This window comes from Photobacterium sp. GSS17 (assembly GCF_028621875.1).
GTDB classification, from domain to species: domain Bacteria; phylum Pseudomonadota; class Gammaproteobacteria; order Enterobacterales; family Vibrionaceae; genus Photobacterium; species Photobacterium ganghwense.
Map to the genome: position 1 here is coordinate 992,689 of NZ_CP117517.1, position 23,888 is coordinate 1,016,576.

The window sequence follows — 23,888 nt, forward strand, 5'->3', positions numbered from 1 at the left end:
TAATGAAAATTTATGGATTAGATATGAAAAAAAGAATTAAAATTTTTAGTACCGCTTTAAAATCAGGTAAAGGTGGTATAAGTACCGCACTTGTTGGTTATGTATCTTCATTGTCAAAAATGGCACTATTAGAGTTTGTCGTGACACACGAAGAAGGAAAAAAAATAACTGCATTTTTAACGTCATTCAAATCTGCCTGGAAAACAGAACCTGGCGAAATCTGTTGGTTTCATATGGGGCCTTGGTTTTCAATGATTAGGAAATTAATTTTAATTTTTATCTGTAAAATTAAAAAAGGAGTTGTGGTTAGTCACTTCCATTCTCCACGTGTGTTTGATTATCTGAATAAAAGACCATTTAAATTACTATTGTCCTTAATTATTAACTTGTCAGATAAAATTGTTGTTCTTACGCCATGGTGGAAAAAAATGTTATCTGAAGCATTTCCAGAGCATCAACATAAGTTTATTATTTCCGCTAATCCTATTGATAAACAGTTGAGTGTTCTGGCTCAAGAAAAAATTCGTCATGAACGTACAGATAAAATTAACGTACTATCAATGAGTCGTCTAGAGATAGGAAAAGGCGTTGATAAAACGATTCTAGCTTTTAAATTGTTACCGGACAACTTCCATTTAGCAATTGCAGGCACAGGAAATCAGGAAAATGCATTAAAAGATTTGGTTGAAAAATCTGGGCTTTCTGATCGTGTGTCTTTTCTTGGCTGGGTAAATTATGAGTCAAAAATTGAGTTATTAAAAAAAGCATCAGTTTTTTGTCTGCCATCAAAACTAGATTCATTTGGTATGGTTTACTTAGAAGCGATGGCTGCTAATTTACCAATTGTTGCACTAAATTATCAAGCTATACCTGATGTCGTACCACTATTTGCAGGCGTTTTGGCTGATAAGGATGATGCGGAAGTACTAGCTGATGCAATAATAAATGCAAGTAAGATGGTTTTTTCATCTGATGAGTTGCCATCAGAGTATATTTCTAGAGTTTTTGACGAAGATTATATTTCAAAAGAGTTTTTAAAAAATGTCTGCAATTAATTTGGTGAAAATATTTGACTTTGATGTGACTTGCTACACTGATCTTAATGATGCATCAGATGATATTATAAATAATCGTCTTGAACAGTCATGTATAGCGGTTGCAATAAATCCAGAAAAGATTGTAACTGCATACGAAGATAAAAATACTTACAATGCTTTAAATGTTGCCGACTTAAGGTATTTGGACGGCATTGGTACAGTAAAGCTAGCACAAAAGCGTTTAGGTAAAACTGTAAACAGAATACCAGGTTGTGAACTTTGGCAAGAACTCATGCTTAAAGCTTCTTCAAGGAAGGTACCTATTTATATTCTTGGCGCAACTTCTGATGTTGTAAATAAAACTGTTACCAAACTTAAAACTGAGTATGGAGCTAATATTGTTGGTTACCATGACGGATTTTTTGATAATGATGATGATATGATTAATGAAATCCTCTCTTGTAACCCCAAAATATTAACAGTAGCTTTAGGATCTCCAAGGCAAGAAATATTTATGGATAAATGTAAAGCTTGTGGTGTTAACGCATTTATGATGGGAGTTGGCGGAACTTACAATGTGTTTACTGGTAATGCTAAGCGAGCACCAAAGGTGTGGTGTGATTTAGGTTTGGAGTGGCTATACAGATTGCTATGTGAACCTAGCCGAATTTTTCGTCAATTTAAGTTACTTAAATTTATCTCTTTAGCGATAAGGAAAAAAATTTAAAAACAGTAATGATAGGGGGTTAACCAAAATGTTGCCCCCTTTCATTAATTTAACTTAGCACAAGAGCATTACACTCATCTTTTATTTTTATATTGGCCACTAACGCATAAAAGGCTCCTAAAGTAATTCCGATGGTTCCCGATGTCCATATATGACCACTGATTTGTGATAAACAAAGTAGTAAAAAAATAATAAGACAGTTGGCTGGAGCCATTTTATTACTAGTGTAGAATGCCTGTATCAAAGAATACGCAAAAAACAATATGTGAAAAAAAGCGATGGTGAAGAGTGGAACAATACCAATCTGTATCAATATATCTACAACATCTATTTCTGCAACAAGCTCATTAGTTGGGTGGAATAACTGATAAGCCTTTCCATACCCAAAAAAATGTTCTAAAGTGCTACCATTCACAAAATAATAATAAAGCCTATCTACTACCATCTCTTGCCTACCTGATAGTAATAATCCAAGTATCCCTGATTGTTGATAGGCCCACATCATTCGGTCATAAATACCTATTGATGATAGAATTGGTTTTATATTGAAAACAACAAAGACACTAATAGCAATAGCAGTCGAGAGCATTCCATAAATAACTTTTTTGTTACTATTATCAACAATCATAGGAATTGTGATGGCAATGATAATTGTAGCAAGAAGGCTTGTTTTTGTTGCAATGATCACTGCGTAAAAAACACAAAATACGGAATATACAACATATGATTTTTTGTTTATCAGCCAGCGCTTTGTTAAAAAATACCCAGTTAAAATTAGAAATGTCGCACTTAGTTCATTTCCCGCATAAATTAGACCAGTTGTACCGGCTCCATTTGTATAAGTACTTTTACCAATACCTATAAACCCTAAAGTTAGGTTGGCAATAACAAGATAAAATGAAATTAATAAAATCTTATCAATGACTTTATAAATATCAATCTTATTAAAATCATTTGATATTACAATATATGCTAGAGTTATGATTGGAAGTAGTGTTTTAACAACAACACCTAAATCAAAAATGAAATATGAAACCAAACCAAAGTCAAGGAAGTGTAACAGAGGTCCTAAAGAAAAGGTTAAAATCGTAATTAAAATTAATCCAAGTGTTTGTCTATGCTTGATACTTATTACAAACAACATTAATACTATTAATGTTAATTTATACATGAGAGATATTTTAAGGTCTTTACTAAAGTAAATAACAAAAAAACCAGATAACATATCAAACAAGATATAAAAGGCAAGAAGAGTATTTATTCTATTTATTATTCTCTTTTCATTAAATTCAGTATTCAAGCTAATCACATTAATCTGTTGTCAAATTAAACCTATTTAATTATATCATCTTGTTTTGTATCTTGATATAATTATTTGATTAATTTTTAAAGCAAGTCTATTTTGCTTCGTCGGAGAAAATTGTGAGTAATGATATGACTCAATCAATAAATGATGAATCAATGCCTTTAAAAAAAGGTGAGATTAATTCTTTATTTTTTCATATAAGAGAAAATAAGATTATACTTTTGTTTTTTGCACTTATATTTCCAATTCTTACTTTTGCGTTTTTAGATGAAAAAAACGAAAGATATGAAGTTAGTACTGAGGTGAAGTTACAGGAAAGCATTAGCCATCTACCTTTTTTAAGAGAAACCTACATTTTATCTAAAACATTTGAAAATGATAAAATATTAAACTCGTATGTAAAGGACTTACTTGATATAAAGTCGATATCATCAGGTTTTATTGCACAGCTTTCTGATGAAGAAAACATCAAACTTTTTTCAGATAATTATTCAGATATATTTGATGTTGGTAAATTGTCATTTTCTCTTAATAAAATAAAAACAAAATATGACACTTTAAATAAGTCATATGAGATAAAATTTATTACTTCTGATGACGTGGAGTCAGAGGAAATATTGACCAGATATTTGGATTTCACTTTAAAGCAGTATAATGATGATTATCAGAAAAAATTTAATTCTATATTAGATACCAAGCGAGGATTTCTTGAGTATGATCTTGAACGCTTGAGGAAAAAGCTTTCAATAGAAGTTGAGTCAGAAATTCATCTGTTGGAATCTGCTTTAAAAGTAGCTAATGAGACATATAGAGTTTCTTCATCTGAAATGCAGGAAGATGTTGCAAAGACATTAATCAAAGTACCACTTAATCGGCAAAAAGCTGAAGTCGAATATAAATTCTTATCAAATCTAAAAAATACTGATTTACTATCCTCTGAAGTGTCCGAAATGAAATTTAGATTGTTAGAGATTAATGGATTAAAAGCTCCATCTTTATATAGTCTTGGATTTTTAGATGATATGAAAAAAATTGAAGTAAAATCTTTGTCATTAACTTCATTTACATCAACATTTTTCAGATTAATAGTGTCATTGATATTTGGTGTCTTTTTTGGCGTGTCTTTTCTTTTAATTAAATCTTCATTTAAAGATAAATCTTAAGTTAATGGCAAGTATAAATTTTTAATTTATACTTGCCATATTTAAGCGTTATCACTGTCTGAATATTTTTGTAATTCTCCAAATGTTTGAGAGGAAAACAAAGTAAATTAAAAAACACAAAATAAACAGCCAGAACATTACATACTCTGGAATTTCTACAGCTTCACCGTATATTCCAAATGATGCAAATAACGTTGCCATTAAACATATTGCAACTAATGTTTGAACGGAATTAAGACCAATTCTTTGAAAAATATGATGTAAGTGCTCGCGGTCTGGTTTAAATGGAGAATCTCCTCGACGAATACGGCGAATCATAATTGCAGCCATATCCATTAAAGGAATAGCAATTAGCCATAAAGCCGTGACAGGACGAAGTGGAGATTTAGCTCCATTTTGGCTCGCTAGAAGTAGCATCCATATGACAGTGAATCCAATAAGCATACTTCCTGCGTCGCCCATGAATACTTTTCGTCTTCTTCCAAATGCTCCTAGGTTTAACAATATATAAGGTACAATCGCAACGATAATGATTAATAATAGATAAGCGATATTGCCCTGGCCTTCATGATTTAAAATGAAGGCTAAGCTACCAAATGTAACAATGGATAACCCCCCAAGGAGCCCATCTATACCATCAACCATATTGAAGGCATTAATTGCACCAATAACCGCAATAACAGTAATCAAGTAACCGAACATTCCTAAATCGATGGCACCAAAACCAATGAGATTTCCAAGCGTATGTAGTTCGAGTCCGGCGAAGTAGATCATACAAATGGAAAGTACGCCTTGGAGAAGCATTCGAAGCTTAAAGTCCACATCGAATTTGTCGTCAAGTGCACCTACTATTGTTAAGGTCGTGATACAAAACACATAGAGACCAGAATCATTTAAGGTCTCTGGTTTGTAATATAGGTATTGTGCTAAACAAATACAGATTGCGATACCACCAACAAGAGGAACGGCACCGTTGTGTAATTTTCGTTCATTTGGTCGGTCAACTAATCCAATACGCTTTGCAAATTTTCTTAATAAAAACAGTGCGGTAAGGGATGAAAAAAAGACGAAAAAAAAGTCTGCTAACATGTGTACTACATTGTGGAATATATACTAGGTCGAATAATAGCAAAGTTATCATGTTTGCAGAAGCTGAATCCTTTAAGCAAAATGTCGCATTCTGTTTCGGCAGCTGTTCAGCAAATGCTGTGGTTGTGTCTAATTTCACTCAACCTGTCAGCCGTTTGACAGTGAATATTGAGAAGTCATCCGAAACCTATTATATGTCTTGATGCATATGTTTTGTTCTTTTCTCATGATAAAGATTATTTTTTATTCGAGGGTGGAATTGTGCAAATCATTCATCATGGTGCTTATTCTGGGGTAACCGGTTCCTGCCATGAATTGAGGGTAGGGAACTACGGCTTACTGGTGGATTGCGGAATTTTTCAGGGCGAGGAGGCGGCTCGTTCTCTGGATATTGATTTCCCTATCAGTCATATCCGTGCGCTGTTGCTGACGCATTGTCACATTGACCATATCGGGCGTATTCCCTGGTTGCTTGCTGCCGGATTTCGCGGTCATATTTATGCCACTGAAGCCACAGCTGCGTTACTACCGTTGATGTTGGATGACAGCTTAAAAATTCAGCTGAATCTGAACCAGGAACAACGGGCCCAGTTTATTAACCTGGTATCTTCATTGCTGAGACCAGTCCCGTTTGATTGCCGGGCATCAATAACATTTCCTGACGGTGAAAAACTCACTGCTGTATTCCGTCAGGCCGGGCATATCCTGGGTTCTGCTTACATTGAAATGACCCTTCCTGATGGGCATGTGGTGGTCTTTTCAGGAGATTTAGGCCCCTCTAATACGCCTTTGCTTGTTGACCCATGTCCGCCTAATCGTGCCGATACCCTTGTGCTTGAAACAACCTATGGGAACCGCCGGCATGATCGTATTCAGGACAGGTCAAACCGTTTGGCGGCGGTCATTGAACGGTCATTAAAAGATGGTGGGGCGATTATTATTCCTGCTTTCAGTGTCGGCCGCACGCAAGAGTTGTTGTTTGATATTGAAGCGATATTGAGTGAGCTGACTCAACACCAGAAAGCCAATGGGCTTCCGCCTGTAGACTGGTCGCGTCTGCCTGTCATTCTTGATTCACCACTGGCAGATAAAGTGACGGAGCAATACACGCTGTTTCAGCGCTTATGGGCAAAAGAAGCCAAAGAGAAGGTGATGCTGGGGCGACATCCCATGTCGTTCCGTCAGTTTGTCACCATCGATTCTCATGACGAGCATGAAGCCTTGGTAAACCGGCTGAAACAAAGCGGTGAGCCTGCGATAGTGATTGCGGCCAGTGGGATGTGCACTGGCGGCAGAGTCGTTAACTATCTTGACGCGCTGCTGCCGGATTCCCGGACTGATGTCGTACTCGTCGGTTACCAGGCCAAAGGTACGCTGGGAAAAACATTGTTGTCCGGCGTCGAATCAGTCGAGATCAATAAACAGCTGGTGCCCGTTAATGCATCTGTTCATGAGTTATCAGGGTATTCAGCCCATGCTGATCAGAAAGATTTACTGATGTTTGTGACAGCCATGGAGACGCCGCCCTCCGTCATCAGACTGGTGCATGGTGATGCGGATGCTCAGCACGCTCTGGCTGATGAACTCAGGCCATTGCTTCCCGGCTGTGACATCATCATTACCGCTGATACGACGGAAAAAGCAAGCCATACCTCTGTCATCTCTTGATGATATGTTGGAGGTGCCGGTCTGTTTTAGTATTGGTTTTTGACTTGATTTTTTGACACTAGGTATTAAATGAAGGTGGAATTGGGTGTCGCCGGATTTTGTTGCTTTATTAAGGCCTTGAAACATACAAAGCCACCGGTATTTCCGTGTTTAAATCATATATTTCGCTACTTTTGACTGTGCTGAGGCAATAAGCGTTGTTATTTCTTTGCGGTTATTGACATACTTTGTCGAGCTATAGAATAAAGTTTCCTATAATGATTTGTGAATTATTGATTTTTCAGCTTTCTTGGCTGTCATCTTTGTGAGTTTGGATGAGTACAATGAAAATAACTGTTGCGGGTACAGGGTATGTAGGCCTTTCCAATGCTGTGCTGCTGGCACAGCATAACGACGTGACGGCACTGGATATCGTGCAGGAAAAAGTCGATCTGATTAACCGTTCGGTGTCGCCAATTGAAGACAAGGAAATTTCAGAGTATCTGTCGACGAAATCACTGAAGTTGACAGCGACGACAGATAAACAACTTGCGTACCAAGGGGCGGATTTTGTCATCATTGCGACCCCGACGGATTACGATCCGGTCACTAACTACTTTAATACCTCATCTGTTGAAGCTGTCATCCGTGATGTAATGGCGATCAATCCGGATGCGGTGATGGTCATCAAATCGACGGTGCCGGTTGGTTATACTCAGCGGGTGAAAACGGAGCTTGGGGCAGAAAACGTCATCTTTTCGCCGGAGTTTTTACGAGAAGGGCGTGCGCTGTACGACAATCTTTATCCTTCCCGAATCATTGTCGGTGAACGTTCTGAGCGTGCTGAAACATTTGCTGGTTTACTGGTACAGGGGGCCATTAAAACGGATATCCCGGTATTGTTTACCGATTCTACCGAAGCTGAAGCAGTAAAACTGTTCTCCAATACCTATCTGGCAATGCGCGTTGCTTATTTCAATGAGTTGGATTCTTACGCCGAAGCGCATGGGCTAGACAGCCGTCAGATTATTGAAGGGGTCGGGCTCGATCCACGAATTGGTAACCACTACAACAACCCGTCGTTTGGTTACGGTGGTTACTGTTTGCCAAAAGATACCAAGCAACTGCTGGCGAACTATTCCAAGGTGCCAAACAACATTATCGGTGCCATTGTGGAAGCTAATCGTACCCGTAAAGATTTCATCGCCGATTCCATTATCGCCAAGCGACCAAAAGTGGTTGGGGTCTACCGCCTCATCATGAAGGCCGGATCGGATAATTTCCGTGCTTCGTCTATTCAGGGCATCATGAAGCGGATCAAAGCGAAAGGGATTCCGGTGGTCGTGTATGAACCGGTCTTGAAAGAAGGCGAATTCTTTAACTCGGAAGTGATCACCGATCTGGCCGAGTTCAAGCAACGTGCTGATGTGATTGTGTCTAACCGCATGGCGGAAGAGCTGGAGGATGTGGCGGATAAGGTCTACACCCGGGATTTATTTGGTTCTGACTGAATCTATGAGCGGTGAGTCGTTGAGCCTTGAGACTCTGCTCTGGGTCTGAATAAGCACGGCTCAATCGATACCCTGAACAACCCGTGTTTCTTTTCTTCTGACGGAAAGATAAACACGGGTTATTTTTTTGTGATTTTAAAAGTCTTTTGTTTTCTTGGCGTGCAAAGAAATCCCGCTTGAGTTTGACGGGGATTTCTCATTATTGAGCCGTGAAAGTGCGTCAGGACAAGGGATTTGAGCGGCTGAACCTGTTATCCCATCTATACTTACTGTCATATCAATAAAGCAATAAGTGTTGTTTGGGGATGTCTATGAAATGCTCAATTATTGCGATGATCGCATCAGGCATACTGAGTCTGTCAGCTCTTGCGGCGGATGTTTCGCCGGGAACCTCTACGTATGGATCCGCCAGTGCCACGCCGCCAAGAACAGCACCGCCTGCGCCTACGTCAGCTTCAACGACGTCGAGTTCTGCCACCTCAAGCCAATCTGCGACGAGTCAATCAGAGGCGAGTTCCAGTGGTAAGGCCGCTGGCATTGATACGGCACTGGCCGCTTCGGCGGGGGGCATTACCGCGACGGTACTGGCGGTTGGTGCTGCGGCGGTAGTCATCGGGGTCGCCTTGTCTGACAGTGGAGGCGGTGATGATCCGGCTCCACCGGTAACGGTGCAGGCGGAGTAACCTGACGCATTCCCAGTGCTGGGCCGATTGGTCGAAAATCAGGTATACACCGGTAAAAAAAGCGAGAGGCAATGCTTCTCGCTTTTTTTGTTTGGGCGACAGTCAGCTGTGATAACAGCTCTGTTGGCTTAGTTCAATCAACCCAGCTCAGTAAGCTAAGTTAAGCGCAATCTAGTTCAGCACAACTTAGTTCAGTCAACCTAACTCAGTCCACTTTCTTACCTTTGACCAGCTTTCGGACCCACATCCGTCCCGGGTGCAGGGCTTCCAGCACGCTGTTAGGCAGCGGTAATGGGTCGCCACAAATTTGTGATGCCAGCACTTCTCCCAGTAGCGGTGAAGAACTTAACCCGCGCGATCCCAGACCTACCATGGCATACAGGTTCGGGTAGACCGGGACGGCTTCCGCGCAATCCTGTTTCTCTCTCAGGTCGGCGTATTGGCTGAGCACATCGTCATAGCGACAGACATCGCCCACGAAGGGCAAATGGTCACGGCTGGCGCAACGTACGCCAACCCGGGCGTTATCGTCTGACATATCAATCGCTGTTGGCCAGTCAGCTTCCGGCAGGCAGTCAACCAGTCTCTGTTTGTTGTCGGCATGTTCTTCGGCAGAGAATGTCAGATCCGTGCTGCCACGGCGGTAACTGGCACCGATGCAGTGGTTATCATCGTGAGCCGGGGTCAGATAGCCGTCATAGCACAGCACCGTTTTCAACTTACTCAGTGACGGATTTGTCGGTACATGACTGACTTGTCCCCGCACTGAATAGGCTGGAATGGCCTGGGTCTGGGCAAACTCAGCAAATCGATGACCGTTTGCGACGATGACACACTGATGCTCATAGCGGTGGTTGTGCTGGTCGGTCAATGTCCAGCGCTTATTGTCAGCGTCGAATGCCAGATCCTGAATGTCCGTTTCCGGTTTCAGGGTTAACAATCCGGAGGCTTCTGCTTGATTCAACAGGGCGCGGGTAAAAGCCTGCGGGCACAGCCAGCCTCCTAACGGATAATGAACACTGCGATGACCGCTTGGTACGCCGGTAACCCGCGCCGTTTCCTCTTCGTCCAGTGCACGAATCAGTTCGGTTGGGAAGCCGCCACTGATCATCTTATCGAGTTTGTCGGTGGCATTGTCATTCCATGCCAGCTGAGTGACGCCACACCAGCTATGGGGAAAGGCCATTTCCGTGGCCGCCTGTTCGACAAACTGGCGGGCATACAGGAAAGCCGGTGCAAAGAAGCGCGACAGGGCGTCGTTCGAACCATTGAGCAACGGATAAACCGCCCCCTGACGGTTGCCGGATGCGCCTTCCGCAGGAAGTGCTTCGGCGCAGTACAGTGTGGTGTGAATACCGCGACGGGCAAGCGCAATCGCTGTGGTGGCTGAGCCGATTCCACCGCCGATAATGGCAATATCCAGACTGCCTGAATTCCGATGAGCGGATGCCGCGCGACGGGCAAACCACGGTTTGGTATTACCGCAGTATTTACGTTCAGAAACATTACCGGCCAGCATGTCACGTTTGGTGCCAAAGCCTTTGACTTTTTGCATGTCAAAACCGGCGTCGATCAGGCCGCGGCGAACAAAACCGGCAGCGGTAAACGTCGCCGTAGTACAGCCAACACGAGCCAGTTTGGCCATCCCGTCAAACAGATTCTGGTTCCACATCTCCGGGTTTTTGCTTGGCGCAAAGCCATCAAGGAACCAGGCATCGACGATACCTTCATCATTCGTCCATACTTGAGGCATACAGTCTTTGATATCGCCGAACCACAGATCCAGCGTGATCATGCCGTCTTCCAGAACGATTCGGTGGCAGTCGGCAACAGCTGGTGGATAGTGGACGTGAAGCTGCTTAGCCAAGTCTGCCAGCTCGGGCCAGGACTCGTGCGCTTTGATCAGGTCGTCGCGGGTGACCGGGAACTTCTCAAAGCTGATGAAATGCATCTCTTTGAGAGCGGCATCAGGGTTCGCTTCTCGAAAAGCCTTGAACCACTGCCAGGCGGCCAGAAAGTTCAGCCCGGTGCCGAAGCCGGTTTCAGCGATCACAAAGCGGCGACGGTCGAATTCCGTCCAGCGCTCAGGCAGGCCGTTTTGTCGGAGAAAGACGTAGCGGGTTTCTTCCAGGCCATTGGCATTGGAAAAATAGACATCATCAAAGTCGTTAGAGACCGGGGTACCGGCGTCGTTCCAGTCCAGTACCGCATTTTCGATGCGTGGCACGGATGAGACTGATGGTTTTGCTGTGTCAGACAAGGGAGAAACCTCATGGTTGGTCAAACAGGTGATAACGCGCCTGATGGTAAATTGAGCTGGCGAATCAGCACCTTTTGGGTGAATCGGGTCAAATTGTCGGTGATTGTACCCGATCAAGAGGAAAGCTGACCACTTTTGGCAATTAAACCCGCTATTATCGTCAGCGTTAAATGACAGTAGGAATTCATCATGAAACGAGCCGTAATTACAGGCATGGGTATTGTATCCAGCATTGGTAACAACGTTAAGGAAGTGCTGGAGTCTTTGAAAACGGGTAAATCCGGTATTAATTTCTCCGAACAGTTCGCAGAGATGAAATTGCGCAGCAATGTTTGGGGCGACTTGAAAATGAACCCGTCAGAGCATATCGACCGTAAAAAAATGCGTTTCATGGGCGATGCCGCAGCCTTTGCGTATCTGTCTATGGAGCAAGCGATTGAAGATGCTGGCCTGACAGAAGACCAGGTATCAAATGACCGTACCGGTTTGGTTGCAGGTTCTGGTGGCGCTTCGTCTCAAAATCAGGTTGCTGCGGTGGACATTCTGCGCGAAAAAGGCGTGAAGCGTGTTGGCCCTTACATGGTGCCACGTACCATGTCTTCCACAGTTTCGGCTTGTCTGGCGACGCCATTCAAGATCCGTGGTGTGAACTACACCATGAGTTCAGCGTGTGCGACATCTGCACACTGTATCGGTCACGCCCTGGAGCTGATCCAATTGGGTAAACAAGACATCGTTTTTGCCGGTGGCGGTGAAGAGCTGGACTGGACCCTGACCATGATGTTTGACGCCATGGGTGCCCTGTCGACTAAATACAACGACGACCCAAGCAAAGCATCCCGTACTTACGATGCAGACCGTGACGGTTTTGTTATCTCTGGTGGCGGCGGCATGCTGGTGGTTGAAGAGCTGGAGCATGCTCTGGCGCGTGGTGCCAAAATTTACGGCGAAATCGTCGGTTACGGCGCGACCTCCGATGGCTACGACATGGTTGCGCCATCTGGCGAAGGTGCGGTGCGTTGTATGAAGATGGCCATGGCGGATCTGGATGCCCCGGTTGACTACATCAACACTCACGGTACTTCTACTCCAGTAGGCGACGTGAAAGAACTGGGTGCGATTCAGGAACTGTTTGGTTCAAACAGCCCGGCGATTTCTGCGACTAAAGCCATGACGGGTCACGCCCTGGGTGCGGCTGGTGTGCATGAGGCGATCTACTCGACGCTGATGCTGAATCACGGCTTTATCGCGCCAAGCATCAACATTGATAACCTGGATCCGGCTGCAGAAGGCCTGGATATCGTGACGGAAACCCGCGAGCAGGAACTGAAGACCGTTATGTCTAACAGCTTTGGCTTTGGCGGTACGAACGCGACACTGGTGATCAAAAAATACGAAGGCTGAGTAGCCTGAGAAATATCGGGGAGGCGCATGATGTCATGTGCCTTTTCGCAAATGAATCAGTGCAATAAAAGGATTTTTCCAGGAGATGGCACTGGCGAGCGGCTTAACTGACAGGCTTTTGCGGAGACTGAATCATGTAAAGCGAATGCTTGCCAGTGCCTGAAACAGACGCGACATCAGAACCAGGCATGGTATGTTCTTTTGCGGGGGCTGTCTATGATCTATTCTGGTGTTTTAAACCTGGATATTTGCCCGACAGGCTATTGTCGGGCTTTTTTGTTTGTATCACTGTTACCGATCGTAACCCGTTCTTCTTCTCTCTGTTCATCGTTTTCCGGGTACTACCGCTTGACACGCCTGCCACGTTTTTGAATTATCTCGACACTCGACACTCGACACTCGACACTCGACACTCGACACTCGACACTCGACACTCGACACTCGACACTCGACACTCGACACTCGACACTCGACACTCGACACTCGACACACCGAATAACACTAGGATCGATTCATGAAAATCCTCATAGACGAGAACATGCCTTACGCCGAAGCGCTTTTCAGCGAATTGGGTGAGGTGATCAGCAAGCCGGGACGCACCATGACCGCGGAGGATCTGGTGGATGTAGATGCCCTGATGATCCGCTCTGTCACCAAAGTGAATGAAGCGTTGCTGGCAAAGGCCAATAAACTGAAATTTGTCGGTACAGCCACTGCGGGTCAGGATCATGTTAATGATGCGCTGCTGGCAGACCGGGGGATTTTCTTCACGGCGGCACCGGGCTGTAACAAAGTGGGTGTGGCTGAATATGTGCTGAGCAGCCTGATGGTGCTGGGGCAGCAACAAGGCTTCTCTCTGTTCGACAAAACCGTCGGAATTATCGGCGCCGGTAATGTCGGTAGTTATCTGGCCAAGTGCCTGGATGCACTGGGAGTTCGCTATCTGCTTAATGACCCGCTGAAAGCGGAGCAGGGTGATCCCCGATCGTTTCATAGTATCGAAGAGCTGCAGGCGCAGTGTGATGTCATCACGACGCACACCCCCATTACCCGGGAAGGCCGTTACCCGACTCATCATCTGGTGGATGAGGCATTTCTTGCTGCGCTGAAGCCGGGAGCGATTCTGATTAATGCTGCCCGCGGACCTGTAGTGGATAATCAGGCCCTGAAACGCGCGCTGCAAGCCAGCCAGATCGGTGAAGGCAAGCATCTCACAGCAGTATTGGATGTGTTTGAGCACGAACCGCAGGTCGATCTGGACTTGCTGCCGCTGCTGGCATTTGCTACCCCGCATGTCGCCGGGTATGGCCTGGAAGGAAAAGCGCGTGGCACAACCATGGTGTACAACAGCTTTTGCGAGTTTCTGGGTGTCGACAAGCAAGTGGAAGCGGCGAGCCTGTTGCCGACCGCTCCGGTTCCGTATGTGACCCTGAGCGGCAAATGGGATGAGCCAACGTTATTCAGCCTGACTCAGCTTGTCTATGATGTGCGTCGTGATGATGGCCTTTTCCGTCGTGAAATGTGCGCCACGCAAGCCGGAAGTCCTGAAATGGCATCCGCTTTTGACAGAATGCGTAAAAATTACTGGGATCGACGGGAATACAGTGCGATTACAGTAGCGGGCGAGCCCCATTTTGGGTTAGAGTCGCTGGCTGATTTAGGTTTTACAGTAGAGGAAAGGCCATGAGCCAGGAATTTGATATCGCGGTATTGGGTGCGACCGGTGCTGTCGGTGAAACCATTGTTGAAGTTCTTGAGGAACGCAAATTCCCTGTTCGCAATCTCTATTTGCTTGCCTCTGAGCGCAGCGCGGGTAAAACCGTGCGCTTCAAAGGCAAAAATGTACGTGTGACCAATGTTGAAGACTTTGACTGGGGACAGGTGCAACTTGCTATTTTCTCTGCCGGTGCGGAAGCGTCAGACTATTGGGCACCGATTGCGGCTGACCAAGGTGTGGTTGTAATCGACAATACCTCCCGTTTCCGTTACGACTACGATATTCCACTGGTGGTGCCGGAAGTCAACCCGCACGCCCTGGCGGATTACCGTAACCGCAACATTATCGCCAACCCGAACTGCTCGACGATCCAGATGCTGGTGGCGCTAAAGCCTATCCATGATGCGTACGGTATTGAGCGCATTAACGTTGCGACTTACCAGTCCGTTTCTGGCACGGGTAAGAAAGGCGTCGATGAGCTGGCTGGCCAGACGGCACGCCTGCTAAACGGCCTGCCGGCGGAAAACAAAGTATACGACAAGCAGATAGCGTTTAACTGCCTGCCGCATATCGACCAGTTTATGGATAACGGCTACACCAAAGAAGAAATGAAAATGGTGTGGGAAACCCAGAAAATCCTGGGTGATGAAACTATCCGTGTTAACCCGACCTGTGTTCGAGTGCCGGTGTTTTACGGCCATGCTGAGGCTGTGCACGTGGAAACCCGTCAGCCGGTCAATGTGGAAGAAGCGCTTCACCTGCTGGAAAACGCGGAAGGTATCGAACTGTTCCACGGCAATGACTACCCGACGCAGGTTAGCGATGCGACTGGCAAAGATCACGTCATGGTGGCCCGTGTCCGTGAAGATATCAGCCATCCTTGCGGCCTGAACATGTGGGTTGTTGCCGATAACGTGCGAAAAGGCGCGGCGACGAACAGTGTCCAGATTGCAGAAAAGCTGATCGAAGAATACCTGTAAGTCAGGTTTACTCACGGGGAAGCATTCCTCGTCGTGATTACGCATTGTGATGCATTTTTGTTAAGAGTCCATGCCAAGCGGCATGGACTTTTTTATTGGCCGAACACACTGACACCAGAAACATTCCTGAACCTTGCTCACAAACTCGCTCTTTAGTTTCAGGGGCGTAGGCCGATAATCATTATTCTTGTATCATTAACCAGAGAAACCAGGTGAGCCACTCCAGGTGCCTGATTTGTGATTATTTCTGCCAGCGAGGACAACAGGCAGTGACTGAGAAAGTGAAGATGATAAAACGCCTCATAATTCCGGTGCTTTTCTCCGCAACCGCCATTCATTTACCGGTACAGGCGAATACCATTCGCATTATTGGCCCGTCATCTGAAGATCAGCCTGCAGCCCAAACCACGGTATCCCAACCGGTTTCAAGTCAGGCAGCGCGTTCTGTGCATCGTTACGGGCCGACAACAAATCAGGAAACACTGTGGTCAATTGCGTCCCGTTACCGGCCGAATGATCAGGTATCCATTTATCAGGTGATTGGGGCGTTCTATAGCCAGAATCCGCAGGCCTTTGAAAACGGAAATCTTCACCGTCTGATTCCGGGCAGTATCCTCGCTGTACCGACTCATCAGCAAATGCGTCAGGAAAACACTGACCGTGTCAAGCAACGCCTGGAAACGGATAAGCGGACAGCTCAGCGTACGGCGACACCGTCGCCAGCCCAGACTCCGTCTGTTCAAACAACCTCTGTTCAAACCAGGTCTGCCCAGACACCTCAGGCTCAGACCACAATGGCTCAGCCTAAGCCGCAACCTAAACCAACGCCAAAGCCGGCTCAGCAGTCGAACCCTGCGCCAAAGGTTGTGGCAACCCCGATCGCTCCTCAGCCAGCAGTGACAGAAGCCACCACGCCTCAATCGTCGTCGGCTGTGGACACACAAGAAGCACAGCAAACAGCAGCGCAAGCACTGATTCCGTCTAAACCAACGGCGCTTCAAGCACAGTTGCAAGCATCTGATGAGCAAGTTGCGAAGCTGATGGAAAGCAACCACCTGCTGCGTGTCAGGCTGGCTGAAATGCAGCATGAAGTTGCGGCAATGAAAGAGCAGATCACACAGGACGAGGCGCTTCGCAGCGAAATCAAAGGCTTTATTGAGCAGCAGCGCCATCAGGTGCAGAGCGTTCAGCCTGCGACACCGGAGCCTTACTGGTTCGATCGTATGATCGACAATCCGTGGGCGCTGGCGGCAATGGGGTTGATTCCTGGCGGGCTTATCGCGGCGCTGCTGGCGTATTTCCTGCTTGGTCGTCGTAAAGAAGAAGAGCAGGACGACGGCTCATCAAATAACACCCCAGAAGCGTCTGACCCGGTGATGGTGCCACCTCTGGCTGCCATTGAGGACGAAAAACCGGTGGCGGATCCGGAGGAAGAGCACGACCCGATTAATGACTTGTTCGGTGATGACAGCTTATTTGATGATCCGGAAGACAGCCTGTTTGCCACAGAGGATAAAGCTGCAAAATCGGTGGAAGACAGCTTTAACAACGACAACGATCTGGATTTTGAATCGAGCCTTGCCGCCAGCAGCATTTCTGTGAAAGGGGATGATGAAGCCATTGGCCTGCAGGACATGGAGCGAGCGCTGGATGAACTAGATCAAAAAGCGGACAGTAGCTCAGATGAAGCTCTTGCAGCAATGTGGGAGCAATCGCTGCGATCCGATGACGATGATGAAGACAGCTTTGATCTCTCTCTGGACACCGACGACAACAGTGACGAATTGTTGAATCAGTCAATGCTGGACGATCTGCTGGAAGACGCTGACTCAGTGGCAGAACAAAACAGTGCGACGCTCCGTGCCGATAAAGATGATGTTATCAATCAGGATGATCTGGATGCACTGTTTGCCGGGTTTAGCAGTGATGCTGATCTTTCGGATACCAGTCTGGCCAACATTGATACTGAGAGTAAAGACGCCAAAGAAGACGCTATTTTCACTCTGGCAGAGGAAGAAAAGCAGCAGTCTGCCATTGATCAGGCGCTGGCAGATGCAGAATTACTGACGGCCACGGCTCAGGACGATATTGATGATTTGCTGGACGCTAACAGTGTGTCACTGCTCGATGAGTTGGTCGAGGATGAAGATGACGGGCTGTCTGCCGACATTGAACTGGAAGAAGACAGTACCGCACTGCTGGATGAACTGATTGATAACGAGGATCCGCTCGACGTACCGGATATTGAACTGGATGAAAACAGCACCGCGCTGCTGGATGAACTGATTGATGGTCCTGTTCCTGAGCTGGACATTGATGATGAAGAAGCCTGGCTGGATCAGGAACTTGCCGCTCTGGCCGATTCTCAATCCGATGATTGGGCGCACGAGAACAGCGCAGCCGAACTCAATGCAACTGAGTCAGAATTACTGTTTGAGCCGGAACTTGAACCGGAAGCTAAGAAGTCCGACGGTTTTGCGCCGGAATCTGACACGGCTGAACCTGTAGCTATTGAATCCGTTGCTGTAGAACCTGAAGCCGATGACATTAAAGAAGAGACGCAAGCGGTAACTGGCGCTGATGAAGATGGCGTGGATCAAGGAAACGCCGATGATCAAGCTGTTTATGCTGAAAGCGTTGATGCTAAAGATGCCGTCCGTCAAAAAGACGCAGATGTTCAAGATGTAGATAGTGAAGGTCTCGCTCATAAAGGTCTGGATATTCAAGGTTTGGATCTTGACGGTTTAGCCGCTCAAGAGACTGCGACGAATGACGTAGATTCGAACGCGTTGCCGGATGAACAGCTTTCTTCGAGTTTGCCTCAATCAGATCTGTCTCAATCACATATGTCTCAGCCGCATACGGTCGAAACAAAGGCGTTTGAGCAGGATCTGGCAGACATTGAAGCGCTGCTGGACTGTTCTGTAGCGAGCGAGACAGCAGGAGCTGACGTTGAAACTTTAGGCCAAACTGTTGATCAGCTGCTTGAGTCTCTGGATGAGCAGGAAGCAATGGACATCGCAGAGCGTGTTGCTGATGAACCTGTGCTGACCGGCGATGACTACGATGCCTTCCCGATTTTCGATGAAGAAACAGCCCTGGCTGACGCAGAGCAGCAGGCTCTGGCATCTGATGAACCTGGCCGTAAGTCTGAAGCAACTGCTGCCTTTGGCACTACTGAACCGTTGAATCTGGATGATTTGCCAGAGTTTGATGAAGAAGCCGCATGGAATGATCCGGAAGCTGAAACAGAGTTGCTGGCAACCCCGGATATCAGTGATGAAGAAGAGCAGGCCGTACTCGATAATATCGTGCGTCAGCTGCAGCAAGCTGCGGAAGCGGTTGAGCCCGCGGCACATCAGCAACCGCAACCAGAGATTGCCAAAGAGGTTACCGCTGACGTAACGGAAGAGGCCACGGCTGCGATTGTTGGCTCTGAAGCGGCAGAAAAATTATCAGAACGTCTGGAAGAGTCGTACTCTATCCATGGTCGTCAGGATATTGAGTTTGAAACGCTGGATCCGGCGTCACTGCCTGAGTTTGGTGAAGATGACGCATTGCAGGCTTCGTTTGATGAGCAGCATGAGCTGGAGCAATTCGAGCTGGAAAGCGGTTTGCGGGATATCACTCAGACGGCCACCGAGTTGTCGCATGACACAGTGATGCGGGATCCGGGGGCAGAAGAATCAATGGCGGTGTCAGGAAAGGCTCAAACCGCATCGGTGATGCCTCCGCTCGATGAAGAGCTGGTCGATACCGCTGGTCTTGATATGGATGCTTTGCTGTTTGACCCGTTGGCGGAAGCTCATAATGTGGCGCAGCCCGCAGTGATGATGTCAGAAAAAGCCGACGCCAGTTCTGCTCAGGAACATCAGCCAGCACCTGACTCAGGAATGAGGGCGGAAAGCCAGCCAGATGTTAGCCTCGCGGATGTGGCCCAACCTGATACTCACATTACTCTGCCAGAGGCCAGTGAAGCCGAGTTGGAACGTGAGCAGTTGTTTGCCGATTTTGCCGCAGATACCACGGTCGATAACGTTGAACCGGACTGGAACGAAGAAGATCAGGCTATTTGGACGGCGAGTAATCCGGATCCTGAACTGGAAAGCGAAGATTGGGGTGTGCAGCCGCCAATGGATGATCAGGATGTGGCAGCGTTTGATGAAACCACACTGCTGGATGATGACGAAGCATCGCTTCTGATTTCTGAATCCGAAGCGTTGGCTGCAAGCTGGGGAGAAAGCGAAGCGGACAGCGAACTGGTCTCTGAACCATCAGATTCTGCAGGGCAAGAACCGGAGTCTCAGTCTGCCGCGAATGGAGTAAACACGGTCAGCGAAAACGACGCAGCGTCTTTCAACCGTCAGGGCTATATCAGCATTGATGAATTGATGAAAGATCTGGATATCGCGGAGTCGGAAGCTGATTTGGATGATGCGCCGCTGAACCTTGAGGTGGGACTGGACGAATTTCCGGATGTTCTGGCGAATGTTGGCGATTATGATGTCGACAGTGGTGGCGAATACGCCAGCAAACTGGATCTGGCGAAAGCTTATCTGGAAATGAACGATCAGGAAGGGGCGATGGGGCTGCTGGAGGAAATCGCAGTCCGTGCTGACAGCGCGCTGCAGCAGGAAGCCAAAGCCCTACTGGCTCGCATTTCGGCCTGACAGCATACTCTGCCAGAATCGGTGTAGACATTGAATAATCCGCAAACGGGCTCTGCAAGGCAGAGCCCGTTTTTTTATTGTTGAGGCGTCCGATACTGATGGGGCCAGCCCGTTGCCGTGCAGGGACTGTTTTTTATCTGTGGCCGTCGCTGTGGCCGCTACATTACGCCTTAGGACTGAGCGGATGGGTTGTATTCGCGACGTTAATTGTAATCGGCTGTATCTCGCCCCTCGCTACATAGCGGTTTTTTCCCTATAATCCCTCCCTTTGTAACACCGGCTGAGAGCCGTCCGACAGAACGAAGTAAATTATGCGAATTGCGTTAGGTATTGAATACGACGGAGCAAAATACTACGGCTGGCAGCGCCAGCGCGAAGTAGACAGTGTTCAGGAGCGTTTGGAAAAGGCGCTGAGTAAAATTGCCAACCACCCGATTGAAGTACAGTGTGCCGGACGGACGGATGCCGGGGTGCATGGCACCGGGCAAGTGGTACATTTTGATACTAATGTAAACCGTAAGCTGGTGGCTTGGAGCATGGGAGCAAATGCCCACTTGCCGGGAGACATTGCGGTTCGTTGGGCAAAGGAGGTCAATGACGATTTCCATGCCCGATTCAGTGCGACGGCGCGACGTTACCGCTATATTATTTACAACCATGCATTGCGTCCTGCAATTCTGGGCAAGGGTGTCAGCCATTACCATGGTGAGCTGGACGAAAAACTGATGCACGAGGCCGGTCAGTATCTGCTCGGTGAAAATGATTTCACCTCTTTTCGCGCCGTGCATTGTCAGTCATTAAGCCCATGGCGAAACCTGATGCATCTCAACGTCAGCCGACAGGGCAACTTTGTGATTATTGACATTAAAGCCAATGCATTTGTCCACCATATGGTACGTAACATTACCGGCAGCCTGATCAAAGTCGGCAAAGGTGAAGAAAAACCTGAGTGGATCAAATGGCTGCTGGAACAAAAAGATCGTACCTTGGCAGGGGCAACAGCAAAGGCGGAAGGTCTTTATCTGGTTGATGTCGATTATCCAGCGGAGTTTGAGTTACCACGAGCACCGATTGGTCCGCTATTTCTGCCGGATTAATCACAAAAAGGTTGCAACAGGGCGTCAACAGCCTTGGGGTGGGTGTGTCGGAGTCAACTTGTAATACCAGTTTTTTATCTACAGACTGACAAGTTTATGCTTTAATTCCACCTCGGAAATTTAACGAATTTGTAATTCTCTGCCGCATTGGCTTATGGTATATCACCTGATAGGCAGGGAAATTAAGAACATAAAAGGTCATTCATGAGCTGGCTGGAAAAGATCCTTACAAAAAGCAATATTGTTTCTTCCCGCAAAGCGTCTATCCCTGAAGGGGTATGGACCAAATGTACTTCTTGCGAACAAGTGCTTTATCACGCTGATCTGGAGCGTAACCTCGACGTATGCCCGAAGTGTGACCACCACATGCGCATGAAGGCGCGTAAGCGTCTGGAAACCTTCCTTGATACAGAAGGCCAGGAAGAAATTGCGGCGGAGCTGGAGCCAAAAGATAAGCTGAAGTTCCGTGACTCGAAGAAATATAAAGATCGTCTGTCTGCCGCGCAGAAGAGCAGCGGTGAGAAAGACGCTCTGATCGCCATGAAAGGAACACTGCTGGGCCAGCCACTGGTCGCCTGTGCATTTGAATTCTCCTTCATGGGTGGTTCGATGGGTTCTGTCGTTGGTGCGAAATTTGTGCGTGCGGTTGACGAAGCCATTGCAAACAACTGTGCACTAGTGTGTTTCTCTGCCAGTGGCGGTGCCCGCATGCAGGAAGCCCTGATGTCTCTGATGCAAATGGCGAAAACCAGTGCTGCACTGGAGCGTTTGTCATCAAAAGGTTTGCCGTTCATTTCTGTACTGACTGACCCGACGATGGGCGGTGTATCAGCAAGTCTGGCGATGCTGGGTGATATCAATATCGGTGAGCCTAAAGCACTGATTGGCTTTGCCGGCCAGCGTGTTATTGAGCAAACGGTACGCGAAAAGCTGCCTGAAGGCTTCCAGCGTAGTGAATTCCTGCTGGAACACGGTGCCATTGACATGATTGTTGACCGTCGTGAAATGCGTCAGCGTATCGGTGGCATGGTGGCTAAACTCACTAATGCAGAATCACCGATGGTGGTGCCGGTCATTGCTCCTGTCATCGAAGTGGCAGAAGAAGAGCCGAAACCAGCGGAAGGCTCTCAAGAGTAATTCTGAGCACCCTTTTTCTTTGTTGGTTGACAACGTATATTCAAACGGGGCGAATGCCCCGTTTGCTGTATCTGTACGGACATTTACGGGCTTTTCTTCCCCGATGTCGGTTCAGCAGTTTGGCATCTGCGCATAAGGTGTTAAATTAGAGCCCATATTTTTGGTTTGACTGAACATAAAGAAGAATGTCCGGATTGACAGCACCTCTAGCAACCTCTCCTTTAGCCGAATGGCTTTCTTATCTCGAAAAGCTCCATACCAGTGCGATTGATCTGGGATTAGACCGGGTGCAGGCCGTCGCGCAAAAAGCGGCGCTGACGAAACCGGCTAACCGGGTGATCACGGTCGCCGGGACCAATGGCAAAGGCTCAACCTGCGCCATTCTGGAATCCATTCTCCTTAAAGCCGGTTACTCGGTCGGCGTATACAGCTCGCCGCATCTGGTTCGTTACAACGAACGCGTGCGTATTAACGGCAGCGAACTGCCGGATGCAGCCCACAGCGAGGCGTTTGCTTTTGTTGAGCAGCAGCGTGGCGATATCAGCCTCAGCCTGTTTGAGTTCGGCACACTGGCCGCTTTACGGTTGTTCCAGACCAACAAGGTTGACGTTGTGGTTCTGGAAGTCGGGCTGGGAGGTCGTCTGGATGCCACCAATATCGCAGAACATGATGTCTCTGTGATCACTAGTCTTGCCGTTGATCACGTTGACTGGCTGGGCGATGACATCAATGTGATTGGTTATGAAAAAGCCGGCATTTTCCGGAGCGGAAAACCGGCGATTTGTGGCCAGCCTAATCCACCGGCGACGGTTCCGGCGCATGCTGACGACATTGGAGCCAAGCTGTATCAGGTGGGCTACCAGTTTGACTACGCGCTGACAGAGGACAGCTGGACGTGGCACAGCGGCGGATTTACGCTGGAAAACCTGCCGGTTCCGTCACTGCCGTTACCCAATGCTGCCACCGCGCTGATGGCCCTTGCCGTTGCTGAGCTGGATATTGCTGACCAACAAATTGTCGAAGGGTTGGCGAGTGCATCTCTGCCGGGCCGTATGCAGCGAGTGGGCGAGCACCCATTGATCATTATGGATGTGGCACATAACCCGCATTCTGCAGAGTACTTTGCTCGTCAACTGACGGTGATCAAGCAAAAAGAAGCGAAAGGGCGTATTCACGCCGTGGTTGCTATGCTGCATGACAAAGACATTGCGTCTACGGTCGCTGAAATGAAAGGGGTGGTTGATTGCTGGTATCCGGCATCACTGACGGGACCTCGCGCGGCTTCGGCGTCTGAGATTCTGGCTCATCTACCGGCAGAGACGGTGGGCTTCGATTCACCAGAAGCGGCTTATGACAAAGCATTGACAGAGGCGGAGCCTCAGGATGTGGTAATTGTATTTGGCTCCTTTTACACTGTCGGACAGATTTCCAGTCACATAGAAGTAAACAAACAGGAGTGA

Annotated in this window: 16 protein-coding genes; 13 read left to right on the forward strand and 3 right to left on the reverse strand. The window is 47.2% G+C overall.

Annotated elements, in window-relative coordinates:
• Positions 1–23: 23 nt before the first annotated feature.
• Both PGW97_RS04520 and PGW97_RS04525 read left to right on the forward strand, forming a co-directional pair.
• Complete coding sequence (locus PGW97_RS04520) at positions 24–1,055, forward strand: glycosyltransferase family 4 protein (RefSeq protein WP_273858929.1); 1,032 nt, start codon at positions 24–26, stop codon at positions 1,053–1,055.
• Positions 1,042–1,764 carry a WecB/TagA/CpsF family glycosyltransferase gene (locus PGW97_RS04525; RefSeq protein WP_273858930.1) on the forward strand — a complete coding sequence of 241 codons (723 nt, stop codon included), beginning with the start codon at positions 1,042–1,044 and terminating at the stop codon, positions 1,762–1,764. Before PGW97_RS04520 ends, PGW97_RS04525 begins: the two co-directional genes overlap by 14 nt.
• A 49-nt stretch (positions 1,765–1,813) precedes the next feature.
• On the opposite strand, the gene PGW97_RS04530 is transcribed toward PGW97_RS04525, so the two are convergent.
• Positions 1,814–3,064, reverse strand: a complete 1,251-nt coding sequence (locus tag PGW97_RS04530; RefSeq protein WP_273858931.1) for an O-antigen ligase family protein — start codon at positions 3,062–3,064, stop codon at positions 1,814–1,816.
• 122 nt (positions 3,065–3,186) lie between these two features.
• Here PGW97_RS04530 and PGW97_RS04535 point away from each other — a divergent pair, with 122 nt between their 5' ends.
• Positions 3,187–4,233 (forward strand): hypothetical protein, encoded by a 1,047-nt coding sequence (locus PGW97_RS04535; RefSeq protein ID WP_273858932.1) that lies wholly within the window; start codon positions 3,187–3,189, stop codon positions 4,231–4,233.
• Between the two features lie 51 nt (positions 4,234–4,284).
• Here PGW97_RS04535 and wecA read toward each other — a convergent pair whose 3' ends face one another.
• A complete protein-coding gene (wecA, locus tag PGW97_RS04540) occupies positions 4,285–5,322 on the reverse strand; it encodes a UDP-N-acetylglucosamine--undecaprenyl-phosphate N-acetylglucosaminephosphotransferase (RefSeq protein ID WP_273858934.1) in 1,038 nt (345 codons plus the stop codon).
• Positions 5,323–5,583: 261 nt separating this feature from the next.
• Here wecA and PGW97_RS04545 point away from each other — a divergent pair, with 261 nt between their 5' ends.
• From PGW97_RS04545 to PGW97_RS04555, 3 genes are all read left to right on the forward strand, one after another.
• Positions 5,584–6,990 carry an MBL fold metallo-hydrolase RNA specificity domain-containing protein gene (locus PGW97_RS04545; protein WP_273858936.1) on the forward strand — a complete coding sequence of 469 codons (1,407 nt, stop codon included), beginning with the start codon at positions 5,584–5,586 and terminating at the stop codon, positions 6,988–6,990.
• 323 nt (positions 6,991–7,313) lie between these two features.
• Complete coding sequence (locus PGW97_RS04550) at positions 7,314–8,480, forward strand: nucleotide sugar dehydrogenase (protein ID WP_273858938.1); 1,167 nt, start codon at positions 7,314–7,316, stop codon at positions 8,478–8,480.
• A 311-nt stretch (positions 8,481–8,791) separates the two neighbouring features.
• Positions 8,792–9,163, forward strand: coding sequence for a hypothetical protein (locus tag PGW97_RS04555; RefSeq protein ID WP_273858940.1), 372 nt, complete (start codon positions 8,792–8,794; stop codon positions 9,161–9,163).
• Positions 9,164–9,368: 205 nt separating this feature from the next.
• On the opposite strand, the gene mnmC is transcribed toward PGW97_RS04555, so the two are convergent.
• Complete coding sequence (gene mnmC, locus PGW97_RS04560; RefSeq protein WP_273859625.1) at positions 9,369–11,390, reverse strand: bifunctional tRNA (5-methylaminomethyl-2-thiouridine)(34)-methyltransferase MnmD/FAD-dependent 5-carboxymethylaminomethyl-2-thiouridine(34) oxidoreductase MnmC; 2,022 nt, start codon at positions 11,388–11,390, stop codon at positions 9,369–9,371.
• A 222-nt stretch (positions 11,391–11,612) separates the two neighbouring features.
• On the opposite strand from mnmC, the gene fabB reads away from it, so the two are divergent.
• From fabB to folC, 7 genes are all read left to right on the forward strand, one after another.
• A complete protein-coding gene (fabB, locus tag PGW97_RS04565; protein ID WP_047883770.1) occupies positions 11,613–12,827 on the forward strand; it encodes a beta-ketoacyl-ACP synthase I in 1,215 nt (404 codons plus the stop codon).
• Positions 12,828–13,341: 514 nt separating this feature from the next.
• On the forward strand, positions 13,342–14,514 hold the full coding sequence (locus PGW97_RS04570; RefSeq protein ID WP_207103282.1) for a 4-phosphoerythronate dehydrogenase: 1,173 nt from the start codon (positions 13,342–13,344) through the stop codon (positions 14,512–14,514).
• The gene (locus PGW97_RS04575) at positions 14,511–15,524 is read left to right on the forward strand and encodes an aspartate-semialdehyde dehydrogenase (RefSeq protein WP_047887542.1); all 1,014 of its coding nucleotides are present in this window, start codon (positions 14,511–14,513) and stop codon (positions 15,522–15,524) included. The genes PGW97_RS04570 and PGW97_RS04575 overlap by 4 nt, the downstream gene beginning before the upstream one ends.
• A gap of 287 nt (positions 15,525–15,811) precedes the next feature.
• Positions 15,812–20,194, forward strand: a complete 4,383-nt coding sequence (locus tag PGW97_RS04580; RefSeq protein ID WP_273858944.1) for a FimV/HubP family polar landmark protein — start codon at positions 15,812–15,814, stop codon at positions 20,192–20,194.
• A 311-nt stretch (positions 20,195–20,505) separates the two neighbouring features.
• Positions 20,506–21,291, forward strand: a complete 786-nt coding sequence (truA, locus tag PGW97_RS04585) for a tRNA pseudouridine(38-40) synthase TruA (RefSeq protein ID WP_047887544.1) — start codon at positions 20,506–20,508, stop codon at positions 21,289–21,291.
• Between the two features lie 204 nt (positions 21,292–21,495).
• Positions 21,496–22,428, forward strand: a complete 933-nt coding sequence (gene accD, locus PGW97_RS04590; protein WP_047887545.1) for an acetyl-CoA carboxylase, carboxyltransferase subunit beta — start codon at positions 21,496–21,498, stop codon at positions 22,426–22,428.
• Between the two features lie 185 nt (positions 22,429–22,613).
• Entirely contained in the window at positions 22,614–23,888 is a 1,275-nt protein-coding gene (gene folC, locus PGW97_RS04595) for a bifunctional tetrahydrofolate synthase/dihydrofolate synthase (RefSeq protein WP_273858946.1), read from the forward strand.